Origin of the sequence: Nocardia sp. NPDC004654 (assembly GCF_040609595.1) — a bacterium.
Classification (GTDB): domain Bacteria; phylum Actinomycetota; class Actinomycetes; order Mycobacteriales; family Mycobacteriaceae; genus Nocardia.
Genome location: NZ_JBEXKI010000008.1, coordinates 141,725 through 157,852 on the forward strand (window position 1 = coordinate 141,725; position 16,128 = coordinate 157,852).

General features: G+C 68.4%; 2 protein-coding genes (1 of these 2 running past the window's edge). Both read right to left on the reverse strand.

What is annotated here, in order from left to right; all coding sequences use genetic code 11:
• Positions 1-14,063, reverse strand: partial view of an SDR family NAD(P)-dependent oxidoreductase gene (locus ABZV58_RS26035; RefSeq protein WP_355002777.1) — the 5' portion only. 7,486 nt of this gene lie to the left of the window's left edge; the window shows 14,063 of its 21,549 coding nt (coding positions 1-14,063); it begins with the start codon at positions 14,061-14,063; its stop codon lies beyond the left edge, outside the window.
• Positions 14,064-15,166: 1,103 nt separating this feature from the next.
• The gene (locus ABZV58_RS26040; RefSeq protein WP_355002778.1) at positions 15,167-16,111 is read right to left on the reverse strand and encodes a MerR family transcriptional regulator; all 945 of its coding nucleotides are present in this window, start codon (positions 16,109-16,111) and stop codon (positions 15,167-15,169) included.
• Positions 16,112-16,128: the final 17 nt, after the last annotated feature.

Below are 16,128 nucleotides of genomic sequence, written 5' to 3' on the forward strand. Positions count from 1 at the left end.
GCCGCGGCGAGCATCCGATAGAAGTCGTCGGCGGATTGCCGTGCGGCGCAACGCTTCAGCAGATCAGCGAGGGTGACTTCGGCGGCGGTTCGGATGGCGGCGGCGCTGACCTGCGCACGGGCGTGGGTGCGCCAGCCGTCCGCCGTTCGGCTCGCGACCTCCACGGCGAGACCATCGGGATCGGGCGCGAACCGCACCTGAACGGGATGGTCCTTCGTGATCGTCAGACCGCTGGCGATCACGAGATCCTCGATCGCGACGACCTCGGCGCCGGTCGCCTCCCGCGCCGTCGCCACGATGGTGGCGACGAACCAAGCGGCGGGAACCACCACATCGCGATCGACCACGTGATCGGCCAGATAGTGCGGTGCGGCTGGGGCGAGGGTCAGGGCGAAATGCGTGGAATCCCCCGGCAAATCGAGACGACGCGGGACGTAGGGAAGGGGCGTGTTCACTCCTGCTGCCTGCGCGGTAGCGGTCGATCGAAGACCGGCATCTCCGGGGCGGTGTGTGGTCGCGTCGTGTTCGTCCGAGCCGAGCGCCCGCGTCCTCTGCGGCTGATCGGCCCAGTAGCGCTGCCGCTGGAAAGGGTAGGTCGGAGCGAGTATCCGTCGCCGTGCGTGCGGCCGGTGCACGCGTTCCCAATCGATGGTCACCCCGCCGACATAGAGCTGCGCCAGCGCATTCGCCGTCATCTCCCGGTCGTCGCGGCCGCGACGCAGTGCTGCGACAAACCTCGCGGTGCTCTCGATCGCACGACCGCCCAGCGTGGAAAGTGTCGGCTGCGGCCCTATTTCGAGGAATACGCCGATACCGAGTTCCGCGAGGGCCCGCATTCCCTCGGCGAAGCGAACCGGCTGCCGAGCATGTGTCGCCCAGTACTCTGCGGTGAGCTCTCCGACGCACAAAGGCGCGCCGGTGACATTCGAGATCAGCGGGATCGCGGGGTCCCGCCACACGATGCGCCGGGCGGCGTCGGCCAGATCGTCGAGAATCGGGTCCATCAGCGGTGAATGGAACGCATGCGACACATCGAGGGCGCTCGCGCGAATTCCCGCTGCTGCCACATCATCGCGCAGCAGTTCGAGTGCGCGGCGCGGTCCGGCGACGACGATCTGAGTCGGGCTGTTGAATCCGGCGATCGCCACCGCGGGCTCGTAGCGTTCGAGCAGCCGGGCGATCGTCGCCGGATCGGCCTCGACCGCCAGCATCGCGCCGCCATCCGGCAGGCTCTGCATCAGTCTGCCGCGGACGGCGATCAACCGCAGCGCATCGTCTACCTGCATCGCCCCTGCCGCGCACGCGGCCACATATTCGCCGACACTGTGGCCGAGCACCGCGGCGGGCGTAATCCCCCAGTCGCGCCACATCTCCCACAGCGCCCACTCCACCGCGAACAGCACCGGCTGGGTGAACACAGTCCGGCTGAGGACCTCCGCGGACCCACGGTCGGCGTACAAGGCATCGAGAAGTCCGATACCGTCCGCGATCGGCCCCAGGACATCATCGCAGTGCCGCAGCGCCCGCCGGAACACCGGTTCGGACTCGAACAACCCCCGGGCCATACCCGGATATTGCGATCCCTGCCCGGTGAACAGCAGTGCGACCTTCGGTGCGGCCGCGGTCCGCTCGACCCGGCCGCGCACCGCGGACCGCATATCCGCTGCCGCAGCGCGCAATCGAGCGGCGGCGGCGTCCGCCGTCTCGGCGACCACCGCCAGGCGCTCCTCAAAGTGGGTGCGCCCGCTCGCGGCCGTGTAAGCGAAATCGGCTAGCTCGCCACCGCTCCCACCCAACCGGTCCGCCCAGCGCTTCGCCGACTCGACCAGTGCGACGTCGTCACGTGCCGACAGCACCAGTACCTGCGGCGCCGAATCAGACGGGGTACGAGCCGATTCCGGTGCGGGCTGCCGCAGAATGAGGTGTGCGTTGGTACCGCTCATTCCGAACGAGCTGATACCGACCGTGCGGCCATGACCGGTCTCCGGCCACGCACGGGGCTCCCGCACAACCTCCAGCGGCAGCGCCGACCAGTCGATCAGCGGATTCGGCGTGTGGAAATGCAGGCTCGGCGGGATCTTCGCGTGCTGCATCATCAGCACGGCCTTGATCACACCTGCGACACCGGCCGCCGCTTCGGTGTGCCCGATGTTGGTCTTGACCGAACCGATCAGCAATGGCGCGGCGCGGTTCTCGCCGTAGACCTCGGCAAGCGCCGTCGCCTCGATCGGATCACCCAATGGTGTGCCGGTGCCGTGAGCTTCCACGTAGTCGACCTCATCGGGTCGAATTCCGGCCTGCGCCAGGGCCTCGCGGATGACCCGCTGCTGGGCCCGTCCGTTGGGCGCGGTGAGCCCATTGGACCGGCCGTCATGATTCACCCCGATGCCATGAACAACCGCGAGCACCCGGTCGCCGTGCTTGCGGGCCGCGGACAGCCGCGTCAGCACCAGGACACCGCAACCGTCCGCGCGGACATAGCCATTGGCATCGGCGTCGAATGCCCGCGAACGGCCGTCGGGCGACAACGACGCGAGACGGCAGAACCCGATCGTGGTCTCCGGGGCCAGCTGCAGATTGACGCCGCCAACCAGTGCCAGATCGCAGCGCCCCGCCCGCAGGCCGTCCCACGCCGACTGCACGGCGACCAGCGACGAGGAGCACGCCGTGTCGAGGGTGACCGCCGGACCCTGCAACCCGAGCGCGTAGGCCACCCGCCCGGCTGCGACGCTCGGCGCCGAACCGATCACCGAGTAGGCGCCGATCGAGACCGGATCCGTTGCCTGTGTCGGTGTTCCGGCGTACTCACTGAAGCACAAGCCGACGAACACACCGGTCCGGCTGCCCGCCAAACTTCCCGGCGCCCGTCCGGACCGCTCCAGCGCCTCCCAGCTCGTTTCCAGGAGCAGCCGCTGCTGTGGATCCATGGCCCTGGCCTCGGCCGCGCCGATGCCGAAGAAGGCGGGATCGAATTCGTCGGCGCCGTCGACGAATCCACCCCACCGCGTGTACATCGTGCCGAGGGCGGCGGGGTCCGGATCGTAGAAGGCGTCGACGTCCCACCGCTGCGGCGGCACCTCGGTGATCGCGTCCCGGCCCGCCCACAGCATGTCCCAGAACTCCTCCGGGGTACGGACGCCGCCCGGGAACCGGCAGGCCATGCCGACGATAACGATCGGGTCGTCGTCCTCCTCGCCGATGCGCGCGGCGTCAGGGGCGTCTCGGTCGCGACGGACGGCGCTCGCGACCCGGTAACCGCTCTTCGGGCGTTCGGGGTGACCTGCACGGTCCGAATGATCGAGCTGACCCGCACCGTTGGAGTCGTTGAGCCGGTATTCGCTCTTCGGGCGGTCGAGATGATCCGCACGGTCCGAATGGTCCGCCTGACCCGCACCGTTGGAGTGATCGACCCGGTAGTCAGTATCTTTGTGCTGCAACAACTTCACGATATCGCGCACGGTCGGATAATCGAAGACGAGTCCGACGGGTAGAGGTGCGCCGATCTCAGCTGCCAACGCGGCGCGCAACTCCATCCCGGTGAGCGAGTCGACTCCGATGTCGTGCAACGGCATATCGGGATCGATTTCGGTGGTCCGATCGAGTACGCGCATCGCGACTCGCTGCACAACCGCTATCCAGGGAGCCGTATCGCTCTGAGTATCAATGCTTCCCGAAGGACTCCGCCCCGCCGTCTGCCGCGAAGTGGTATCAGCACCGGTAGGTTGCGTGTCTCGCATCGACTCCCGTTTCGCTTCCATGGCTGTACCGCGGCCCGGATAAGCGCGGTACCAACGATCGGCCGCGAAATCGAAGACGCCGGGACAAGGACTGTCGACCGTCAGCAATCGGTCCAACGCCGCGGTGGCGTCCGTCGCACGCAGCGGCGGCAGCCCCCGTCGATCGAGTCGCCGCGTGAGCTCGGGTCGCCCCGCGGCCATCCCGACATCGGCAAAGGGTCCCCACGCGATGCTCAGCGCGGGCAGCCCGTCGGCGCGCCGCCGCCACGCCAATGCGTCCAGTGCCGCGTTGGCGGCGGCATAGTTCGCTTGCCCCGGAGTGCCGAGCCAACCCGCGACCGACGAATAGGTGATGAACAGGTCCAGTTCCATGCCGCGTGTCAACTCGTCCAGGTGTCGGGCCGCAAGGTATTTCGGTCCGAGGACGGCCTGGAAACGAGGCCAGGACAATTCGGTGGCGACACCGTCGTCGAGCACGCCCGCGCAATGGACAACGCCACGCAGCGGTGGCAACCCCGATTCATCGATCTCGGCCAGCAGCTCGGCCACCGCTTCCCGGTGCGCGACGTCGACTCGACGGGACACCACGCGAACGCCGTCGGCACGCAGCGAAGCCATGAGCCGTTCACCCGCGTCGTCCGGTCCGCGCCTGCCGACCAGCAGCAGCGTGCGCGCCCCGTGTGCGGCGAGCCACCGTGCCGCTGCCGCGCCGAGTCCGCCGAATCCCCCCGTGACCAGGTAGGTGCCGGTGCCCACGACAGTTCGGGCGCCGTCGGTAGCCTGATGGGTGGTCTTGCCTCGCAGCACAATCGGGCTCGCGTGATGACGCTGCCACATGGCACTGAACGCGGTCTCCGCGTCGTCCGCCTCGTGCACCGCCGGTTGCCAGGCGGCCAACGTACCGTTGCCGAGCAGTTCCAGCACCGTGCGCAAGATCGTGCCCAGACGTTCCGGACCGGCCGAAGCCGGGTCGACCACTCGGTAATCGATGCCGTGCCCGGCCGGTCCCCCGTGCTCTCGCCGAGACTGACCTGGATCATCGATGTCGATGAATCGGCCGCGCGGGCCGACGATTTCCGCGGCACGCGTGGTGAACTCACCGGCGATCGCGTTGAGGACGATATCGGCTCCCCGGCCGTCGGTGAGCGCGTGGAGTTGGTCGGCGAGGCCGTGCACGCGCCAGGTGTCGACCTGCGGGATATCGAGTCCGACGCCCGCCGCCCATCGACCGAGGGCGCGGGTGCCGAGCACGTGCGCACCCGCCCACGCGGCCAACCGCACCGCCGCCATGCCGATTCCGTCCGCGGGAGCGTGCACCAGCACGTGTTCGCCCGCGCGCAGACCCGCCACCTCGAACAGTCCGTACCACGCGGTAACGAACGCGGCCGGGATGCTCGCGCCTTCGGTGAACGTCATCCCCTCGGGCAGCGGAGCCACCAGCCGGTGGTCCACCGTGACGTAGCGCGCGAAACTGCCACTCGCCAATGCCACCACCCGATCACCGACGCGGAATTCGGTGACGCCGTCACCCAGCGCGGTGACATAGCCCGAGCATTCCAAGCCGAGCGGCGCGGGGGCGTCCGGGTGAGTGCCCAACGCCAGCCATAGGTCACGGGCGTTCAGACCGGTGGCTTCGACCGCGATTTCCACTTCGCCCGCCTCTGGCGCGGGACGGGCGGTCGAATCCCAGTGCAGTCGGCCGAGATCACCGGATCGGTGGGCCCTCAGGCGGTAGTTGGCCGCCACATCCGAATCCACCACTCCGTCCACCAGGTGGGCGGCGAGCCACCGGCCATCCCGGACGGCGAGTTCCCGGTCTTCGATCCCGCTGACCAAGCCATCGATGACCAGCGCCACGTCGACGGCACGGTCCGCCTCCAGATCGACCAACCGACAACCGAATTCGGGATGCTCCGTGGCGAGGGCGCGCCCCAGCCCCCACATCAATGCCTGCTCGGGGTCGGGGCGGTCGGAGTTCGAGACGCGTTGGGCACCCACGGTGAACAAACACAGCGTGGACGGCACGCGACCGACACCGTCCAGCGAGCGAGCGAGTCGCAGCACCGTGCCGACCCGGACCGCCGCGGAACCGGTTACCCACGCGTAGGCGATGCCACCCAGCGGTGCTCCGGCGAGGAACTCCTCGAGGTTCGCCTCGGCGGGATCGACCGACAGCCCTCGGCCGAGAACATCTTCCGGGCGAACCACGCGTGTCCGGATATTCCGCGCCGACAGCCCGGCGGCGACGGCGTCCCCCGCCGGTCCGTCGCTGAACACCAGCCATCGACCTGCCGAGTCCTGGCCCGTGGAGAACTGTTCACCGATCGGTGTCCACTCGAGATGATGGAGCAGCCGATCGACCTGGGCTGCCGCCTGCTCGGGACCAGCGGACTCCACGTGCACGCCCGAGGTTCGCCCCACCCGTGGGGTGTCGGTATCCGCGGCCGCGATGAGGCACGCGCCGCCGATCGTCGCGATCGTGCGTCCGGCACGGTCGATCAGCATCGCGTCACCGGCGATCACTCGCTCGCTGCGATCGGTCACCCGAACGTGGCAGCGGAGACGGTCGCCGACGGCAATCGCACTGCTGGACAGCGTGATTCGATCAATCGAAGCAGGCAGAAACAGCCCGTCCGGATCGGCGGTCAATACGATGCTGTGCAAACAGGCGTCGAGCAGAACCGGATCGAGCGAACCCGACTCGCTCGTAGCGAACGACCGCAGCGAGGTCTCGGATTCGGTGGCGCTGATCCGCCGGAACTCGGCGGCACACCGGTAGTCCTCGCCCAACCACAGACCCAGCTCCGCCACCCGGTCGTAGTAGGAAGGCCAGACCGCGAGAGCCTCCGCGCTGTCGACGTAGTCGCCGCCGCGATACGGAACAGACCCCGCATCGCCGCCGATCGCCCGCAACGCCGCCCGAGCGAAGGTGGTTGGTTCACCGCCGCCGGAGTCACTGAGGAACCGCACTTCGTATCCGCTCGCCGCAGCCTCCATCCGCACCTCGACCGCACCGGCGGACCGGACCGCGAGCGGCGAGGTCAGCCTCAGCCGGGTGACCTCCCACCGATCGGCGCCGGGCAGTTCAGCCGCGATCCCGGCGAGTCGCGCGCCCACCCAAGCGGCGGGAACCGTTGGCACACCGTGCAACCGATGGCCACTGAACATCCCCGGCTCGACCACCAACACCCTGGTCGACAACCCGCCGACCGGCGGTGCAGGCGCAACGTCATCGACCGACCCTGGGCGCGTCGGATTGTCGACCTGGCGCGAAGGGGCGCGGTCATGGACCGACCGCGGGAATGACCGATCGTCGGGCGCGAGGTCATCGACCGGCCGCGAGGCCCCGAGGTCGAGCCAATGCCGCTTCCGCTGGAACGGATACGTCGGCAGTTCGATTCGCCGCCATGGTCGTTCGGAATACAGTGTGTGCCAATCGATATCGGCTCCTTCGACGTACCGGCGCGCTGTCACCGCCGACTCGCCGGGGCCGGTGGCCAGGTCCGCGACCGTGCCTGCGGCGCTGCTCCCGGTCGCCACCGACTCGAGGGCCGCGCGCAGTTGTGCGGCGGTGTCGACGACGATCGCCACTCGGGCGGCGAAATGCGTGCGGCCGGTATTCGCCGAGGCGCAGAGGTCACGGAGTCCGGTGTCGGGGTGTGCGGTCAGGAAATCCAGGTATCGAGTGGCCAGGCCACGCAATGCGTCCGCACTCTTCGCCGACAAGGCCAGCAGGTGCTCGCCCGCATCGTCGGGAGTGTCGGCGTGCGAAACAGCAGGGGGTTCTTCGAGTACCACGTGCGCATTCGTCCCGCTGATACCGAACGCGCTCACCCCCGCCCGGCGTGGCCGTGACGAGCGCGGCCACGCCCGTTCCTCGGCGACGACCCGCACATCGATGTCGTCCCAATCGATGTGCGGATTCCCGGACCGAAAATGCAGGGACGGTGGAATCCGGTCGTGTCGCATGGACTCGACCACCTTGATGATGTTGGCGATCCCGGCCGCGGCCTGGGTGTGCCCGATATTCGATTTCACCGAGCCGATCAATAGCGGTGCGCTGCCGGACCGTTCGCCGGTCAGCGCCGAGGCGAGCGCGTTCACTTCGATCGGATCGCCGAGCGCCGTTCCCGTGCCGTGTGTCTCGACATAGTCGATATCCGCCGCCGTCAGCGTCGCGTCCGCCAGCGCCGCCCGGATAACCCTTTCCTGCGCGGGCCCATTCGGCGCGCTCAAGCCCTGGCTGCGGCCATCGGAATTGACCGCCGAGCCCCGCACCAGGGCAAGTACCCGATCGCCATCGCGGCGCGCGTCCGACAATCGTTTGAGCACAAGCGTTCCCGCGCCGTCGCTCCACACCACGCCGTCGGCGCGGGCGTCGAAACTCTTACACCGCCCGTCCGCGGCCAGCCCGCGCGCCCGCGCGAAGTAGATGTCGAGCGAGGGTGTCAGCACCACGGTCGCACCGCACGCCAGCGCCAGATCGCTTTCCCCGCGCCGGAGGCTCTGCACCGCCAGATGCACGGTCACCAGCGACGAGGAACACGCGGTATCGATGGTGAGACTCGGACCGTTGGCGCCGAAGAAATACGACAGCCGCCCCGAAGCGACACTCGCCAGATTCCCCGTGCCGAACCAAGCATTCGGCGCCACGTCGGCCCGCGCCATCCGCTCCGCGTAGTCGGTCGACATCAAACCGACGAACACTCCGGTACGACTGCCCGCCAGCCGGTCTGCTGGATACCCCGCGTCCTCCAATGCTTCCCAGGATGTTTCGAGCAACAACCGCTGCTGCGGATCGAGCATCCGCGCCTCGCCGACCGAAATATCGAAAAACCCGGCATCGAACTCTTCGATACCATCGACAAACCCGCCCCACCGGGTATATGTCTTCCCCTCGGCATCCGGATCCGCATCGAAGTACGCCTCGACATCCCACCGATCCGCGGGAACCTCGGTCACGGCGTCGACTTTCTCCGACATCAGCCGCCATAGGTCCCCGGGCGCCCGGACCCCGCCCGGATACCGGCATCCCATCCCGATAATCGCGATCGCGTCGTCGTACTCACTCGATCCGGCGACATCCTGCTCCCGCGGGCCCGCAACCTCGGGCCGCCCGCCCTGTTCCGGCGGCGCACAGGCGGTGCGCCGATCGGCTCCGAGGGTCGCGGTCGTGGTGCGGTCCTCGGGTTCATCCGTCGCCGTCGCGGACTCGGCTTCTTCGGCTGCGGCGAACGTCGCGGTGCGGTCGAGGTCGTGCACTGCCACGGCGGTTGCGCGTGACAGGGGCTGTTCGGCGGCGAGCCGGGCGATTTCGTCCGCGACGGCGGCAACAGTCGGGTGGTCGAAGAGCAGTGTGGCGGGCAGCCGGACCTCGAGTTCAGAGGACAAGGTGTTCCGAAGTTCCACTGCCATCATCGAATCCAGGCCGAACTCGCGCAGTGGCGTGCGGTCGGCGACCGGTGTCTTGCGGCCCAGCGCGGTGGTGGCATGGGCGCGAACCACCGTCAGGAAGTCCGGCATCGGGGGGTGCGCGGCTTGCGTGGCCGCCATCGGTCGGGTGACCTCGGCCGGCTGGGTCGCGTCGGGCTCCGGGCTCGGGGTGGAGGACGGGTAGACCGCTACGACGCCGTCAACGGCCAACAGCGACTTCAGGGTTCGCGCCCCGTCCTCGACATCGAGCTGTGCCACGCCGTGGCGCTCCCAGGCGCGGCGGGCCGCCGCGTTCAGGCCGCGTGCCATGCCGGTGCCTGCCCACGGCCCCCATTGAATGCTCAGGGCGGGCAGGCCACTGGCGATCCGGACTCGGGCGAGTGCGTCGAGATAGGCGTTGGCGGCCGCGTAGTTCCCTTGTCCGGCGATGCCAACGGTGGCGCTGACCGAGGAGAACAGCACGAAAAGGTCGAGCGAATGGGCAGCGGTGAGCTCGTGCAGATTCCAGGCACCCAGCGCCTTGCCCACGAATACCCGGCGCACCCGCTCGGGCGACTGCTCGATCAACAGCGCGTCGTCCAGCGCCCCGGCACAGTGCACGACCCCGGCAAGCCGAGGAAGCTCGCCACCGAATCGGGAAACCAAGGCAGACAGCGCCTCTCGATCAGCGACATCGACCAGCACCGTTTCGACCCGCGTGCCGAGCGCCGCGATATCCGCGATCACCGCCGCGGCCTGCGCATTCGGACTATGCCTGCCCGCCAGCACCACTGTTCCGGCACCTGCCTCGGCGAGTACGCGGCCCGCGAGCAGACCCAACGCACCGAGCCCGCCGGTGATCAAATATGCTGCGGTCCTGTGAAGTTCCGTAGTGCCGCGGAACTCCGGGAGACGCGGCGCATGCAACCCGTTGTCGCGCTCCGCGGCGCCAGGACCGTCCAGTCCTGTTCCGTCGGCGCGCGCCACCATGCGTGGCGAATAACGATCCCGTCCCCGCAGCGCGATCGCGGGATCGGCGGCAGCGGCGAGGAGTTCCGCGACGAGCCGGCGGTCATCGGATCGAGCGCGATCCGGCAGATCGATCGAACGGCAGCGCAACTCCGGAAGTTCGGTACGCACCACCGCCCCGAGTCCGCACAGCGCGGCCGCGGCCGGACGCACTCGCTCATCCGACGCTACCGCGACGCCAGCGGTGGTGACCAGGTACAGCGGTCCGTAGTGCGCGTTTCGGGCCAGGGCTTGTACGACTTCGAGGGCGAGCTCGGTTTCGATACGCGCGGTGATCGCGCTGTCGTCCGCTTCGGCGTCACCGAGATGGACAACCGCCCGACCGCCATCGGCGAGCATCCCCGCGATGGCGGCCCGGTCGGCCGTCCGCTCGATCGCCACGGCCGGGTGACCCGCCGCGCGAAGCGCCTCGGCCAGCCGATCGGCCTGCTCACCGGTCCCGATGATCAGCCACGAATCCGGCGCGGCCACACCGGGTTCGACCATGGTTCGCTCCCAGCTCGGGAGATGGATCAGGGTGGGCATGACGGCTCGATCGTGCGCCGTTCGACCGAATCCGGTCTTCGCGAACCACACATCTTCGATATCGCAGATGAGGTCGCCGTCGGTATCGAAGACCCGGACCCGATTCGTTCGTCCGGTGCGGGTGGCGAGTGCCAACGCCGTCTCGACCTCGTCCGTGCGGTAGACGCGCAATCTGCCGATACCGACCGGCAATTGGCCGGAATCTCCCTGCCGGGTCACCAACGCGAGGCCGGTTTGCACGGCGGCGTCGAGCAGACACGGCAGCAGCGCCTGGGGTTCGCCGGCCAGCTCGACGGGGCGAGACAGCTCGGCCAGCATGAAATGACCACCGGCGCGCAGCTGTCTGATCCAGCGAAAACGGGGGCCGAACGTCAGGCCCGCCTCGGCGCAGTTCCGATAGAACTCGTCGACGTCCCATTCCGCCGCGTCGCCGCGTTCGGCCGCGGCGAGGTCGTCCATGCTCTCCGGCCGCGGCGGCTCGGCGCGCACCGCCGACGCGGAAACAGCCGCCGCTTTCCCGGTTTCGACGGAGAACCTGATATCGATCCGATCGCCCGTGGCGTCGACCACCGGCGCCGCGAGCTGCTCCAGCGGAACCGGCTGTGCGACAAGGAAATCGACCAGCTCATGGTCTGCTCCCGCAGCCCGCAGTGCCGCCCACGCCAGATATGCCGCGGGCACTACCGGCCGATCCTGGAACCGATGTTCGGCGAGGTACCCGGTGTCCGTCGACGCATCGGCACTCAGCGGCAACGCCAGCCGCTCCCGTTCGAACGGGTAGGTCGGCAGTCCGTTCCGTCGCCGCGCCCCCTCCGGTACCACCGCTGCCCAGTTGATATCCGCTCCGGCACAGTAGATCTCGCCGAGGCTCGTCAGGATCATCGTGTCGTCGGACGAGGAGCGCCGCTGGCTCGGCAGCCACATCGCCTCGGGATCCACCTGTCGCCCGAAGTCCAGCAGCACCGGATGCGGCCCCACTTCGAGGTACGCGTCCACGCCGAAGTCGGCTACCGCCTGTATTCCCTCCGCGAAACGCACCGTTGCGCGCGCGTGTTCGCGCCAGTACCCCGCATCCATCGCTGCGGCCTCGATCGATTTTCCGGTCACATTGGACACCAGTGGTATCGAGGTGACCCGGGACGGCCCTGTCACCAGCTCGGCCACCTTCGCTTCGAAGTCGTCGAGAATCGGGTCGAGCACTGGCGAATGGAACGCTGTCGTGCCGGGCAAGGAGACGGTACGGATGGCACGCTCGGCAGCCACGTCTCGGACTCGCTGTACGGCGGCCTCCGTGCCCGAGACGACGAACTGCCGCCGCCCGTTGACAGCCGCCACCGACAGGCTCGACGCGAGTTCACCGAGCAGATCTGTGAACTCGCCCTCCGCGGCGAACACCGCGGCCATCGCGCCCCGCCGCGGTACCGCTTGCATCAGCCGCCCACGCTCGGCCGCCAGCCGCAACCCTTCTTCGAGGTCGAGAGCTCCAGCCACCGTCGCCGCCACCAGCTCGCCGAGACTGTGCCCGAGCACCACATCCGGGCGAATCCCCCACGCGGCCCACAGTTCGACGCACGCCCACTCGAACGCGAACAGTGCCGGCTGGGCGTACTCGGTGCGCGTCAGCACCTCGTCGCTCACTCCGAACAGCAGCGACCGCAGCCGCAGGCCACCGGGCAGCACACCGAGGATGTCGTCACAGCGATCCACGGCCGCCCGGAAGTCCGGGTGACGGTGGTACAGCGGAGCCCCCATGCCCGCGTACTGCGAGCCCTGACCGGTGAACAGCATGGCGACCCGGGGATTTCGCCGATCTTCGGGCAAACCGGTGCGCCCTTGCGGCGCCGCGAGTCCACGCACCGCCTCGGCCGAGGTCGATGCGACGATCGCACGCCGGTGCGCGAAGTGCGCTCGCCCGAGCGTCGCGGTGGCGCCGATGTCGGTGAGCGGCAGCTCCGTGCGGGCCAGCAACGAACCGTACCGCGCGGTGAGTGCCTCGAGGGCCGTGGCGGTCCGGGCCGAAAAAGCGAGCACCGCAGGCGTTTCAGCGGTGGTGCCGATTTCGTCGACCGCGGCCGCCGCCTCGAGTACCACGTGCGCGTTCGTCCCGGCGAACCCGAACGAACTCACACCGGCCAGCCGCGGCCGGTCCGCCTCCGGCCACTCGACATCGCGGGTCGGCACCGCCAATGCCGTACCGTCGAGCGCGATTCGCGGGTTCATCGTGTCGAATTCGTGCTGGCGCGGGATCCGGCCCCGCTGCAACAGCAGTACGGTCTTGATCAATCCCGCGATCCCCGCGGCCGCTTCCAGATGTCCGATCTGCGACTTCACCGAGCCGAGCAGGCACATCGAGCTGTCGGAGCGCGGCGCACCCAGAACCTCGGACAGCGCTTCGATTTCGATCGGATCTCCGAGTGGGGTTCCTGTTCCGTGGGTCTCGACATAGCCGATCCGCGCCGCGTCGCAACCCGCGTCGGCGAGGGCCTCACGCAGCAACTCCCGCTGTGCCACGGGATTCGGCGCGGTCAGTCCCATCGAACGGCCATCGTGGTTCACGCTCGAGCCTCGGATGAGCGCACGTATTTCATCGCCGTCCGCGATCGCCCGCGAAAGCGGCTTGAGCACAATCACGCCCGCGCCCTCGCCGCGCACATACCCGTTCGCTCGTGCGTCGAACGGCCGGCACCGGCCATCGGCTGACAGCGCGCCCATCCGGGACAGCGCCGCCGAAGTCAGTTCGGACTGCAGCAAATTCACGCCACCGGCCAATGCGACGTCGCACTCCCCCGAACGCAGGCTGCGACACGCTTGGTGCACGGCGACCAGGGACGACGAACAGGCGGTGTCGAGAGCAACGGCGGGACCGCGCAAGCCGAGCAAATAAGCCACCCGTCCCGCAACGATGCTCGACATCGTTCCGGTGAGTGTGTGCGCATCGACCGACCGCACCCAGTCCGGCGTGATGGTCCGCTGATACTCCTGCCAGCTGACGCCCAAGAAGACGCCGGTTCTGGCCGCCGCTAGGCTGCCGGGCGAAATCGCAGCGTCTTCCATTGCCTCCCAAGCGACTTCGAGCACAAGACGTTGTTGCGGATCCATCGCGGCGGCCTCCCGCGGTGCGATTCCGAAGAATTCGGCGTCGATGGCGTCGATCGACGCGTCGAGCAAACCGGCCCTGCGCAGCCCGCTCGGCTGCGCCGTATCGGTGATCGGCCACCGATCCGGGGGCACGTCGACGATGGCGGCGCGCCCGGATATCACCAGGTCCCAGTAGCTATCCGGACTCTGCGCTCCACCGGGGAACCGGCAGCCGATCCCCACGACGGCGATCGGTTCGTGCGCGTGCTGCTCCGCCTCCAACTCCTGAATCCGACGTAGTGCCCGCGTCAGTAGGGCCCGTAGGCCATACCCATCATCCGCCATATGTGCCGCCAACCAACATCACGCCAAAGTTGTGACGAGCAACATACGACGACCCTGGTTTGGCGTCAATTGCTATGGGCATGCACAAAATTAACCAAAGTTACCGACTGGTAGCTGATTGCTCAGCGAATGATGTTTGCTGAGGTTCGAGATTCGCGTCCGAAAGACTGCGCGAGAGTCGTACCGTGAGCGCGTCTTTCGATGGATCGCTGGCTGCGGACCAGTCGCCCGCAGCGCAGAGTCGCTGCCGATTAGCTCAAATCGTCTCGGACAGAGAGGGTTTCGGGTCTCGCCAGTTCGTCGTGTAGTCAAATCTTGAATCATCCATCACAGGGCGCGGTTGGGCGGTGGAAACCATTCGATCTGGCACACAACGATTTTCGACTCGGATCTACAATTCCGATCCGAATGGACCCTGTTCGAACAGTGCGCTCAGGAGAGGCGGCATGGGGGAGGCCGACGAAGGGCTCGAAGTCACCTACCGCCGCTCATCAGCGTGCGCGCGCCCCGCGGACAACACCGGATGTAGCCCCGAATGCGTTGATGGACAACGGACCAGTAGCCGGAGTTGCCAGGCAAGTGGACCCGAAGTGGTTGGCGCGCATAGGCGAAGGGTCGTCGACCGTTGTTCGACAAACGACATCGAGCCCCTTCCGGCCGCACCGGCGGCGAAGATTGACCACGAGTTAGCAGTACCCCGATAGACGGGCAGGACGGCGGCGCTGACCGTCCCCGCGCCAGTGTGCGCCGCGGTGGCCCAGACGCTGCTCGGGTTCACCTCCGAGGCCCGTCGGCCGATCTCGGCGCTGCCGATGGCCGGACTCCTCGAGCCTCGGAGCCACCGTCACCCACACGACTCCGGCATCGAACTCGCCGAAGCCCTGGCCACGGTCACCGGTCGACCTCGCCCCCGCTCGTACCCCGCGCCATCCGCTCGCGTCGAGGGTGAGTTCGAGCCGCTGGTGCGGGCGTTGTTGGCGCGATCACCCAATGATGGTGCCGAATGGAATCAGCGGCGCGGATCCGCTTCCGTCCGTCTGTCACGAACCATCGGTCGGGCACGCCCACCCGTCGGTGGACACCGACTGACGGAGCGCCTCGAACAGCCAACCATGCGCGCGCCCAGTGCTTATCGGTGTGCCGGTCACCGTTTCGGTCAGCGCCCAGTACCGGTCGATGCGCTGATCCGCGTCCGTGGCGCCGACGAGCAACTGCCGCCGAAAAGCCGGGGTGTCGCACACATCGCGCGCCTCGGCGTGGGCGGCGACGAATCGGTCGAGTTCGGCGCCCGGGCGCGGACGATCTCCGGCGGTCAGCACCGCGATCACCGCACCACACGCTTCCCCGACGCCGTCCAGCAGCCCGCGCCGGTCGCGCACGGGACCTGTACGCCAGATCTGTTGCCGCACTGCCCTATACAGCGAGGGATCCGCGACCAGCGTGCTCATCTCGGCATAGGCGAGTACCTGCTCCACCCCCGGATCGACGGGCGGCGGCGGGATATCCATCGACACGAGCCCGTCGAACTGCTCCACCGCCATCGGAGCGAGAATTCCACGCCAGAAACGCACCAGCGCGTCGTGGGCGGTCCCGCCGTCCGCGGCGCCCGCCAGCATCGCGAGCGTCGCCTCCCGCTCACCGGGAGCCGCCGCCTCGACCGCACGCAAAGACGCACGCCGCCAAGATAGTTCGCGAAACGAACGCTCCACGACGTCCCGCTCCTCGGCCACCGCATCGTCCAACGACCGGCGACCGTTCAAGACATCGCCGATGGCCTCGAGCCCCAGCCCGAGCGCACGCAGCCTGCGGATCGTCGTCACCCGCTCGATCGCCGCGCCTGCCTCGAACAGCCGATGACCACCCGCGCTGCGTCGCGCCTCCACCAGCCCCTCGTCGCTGTAGAACCGGACCGTGCGCACGGAAAGCCCCGTCGCTTCGGCCAATTCGCCGATACCGATCTCACGCCGCCGTGTGTCTCCGCTCACAGTCCCTTGAACCTCCA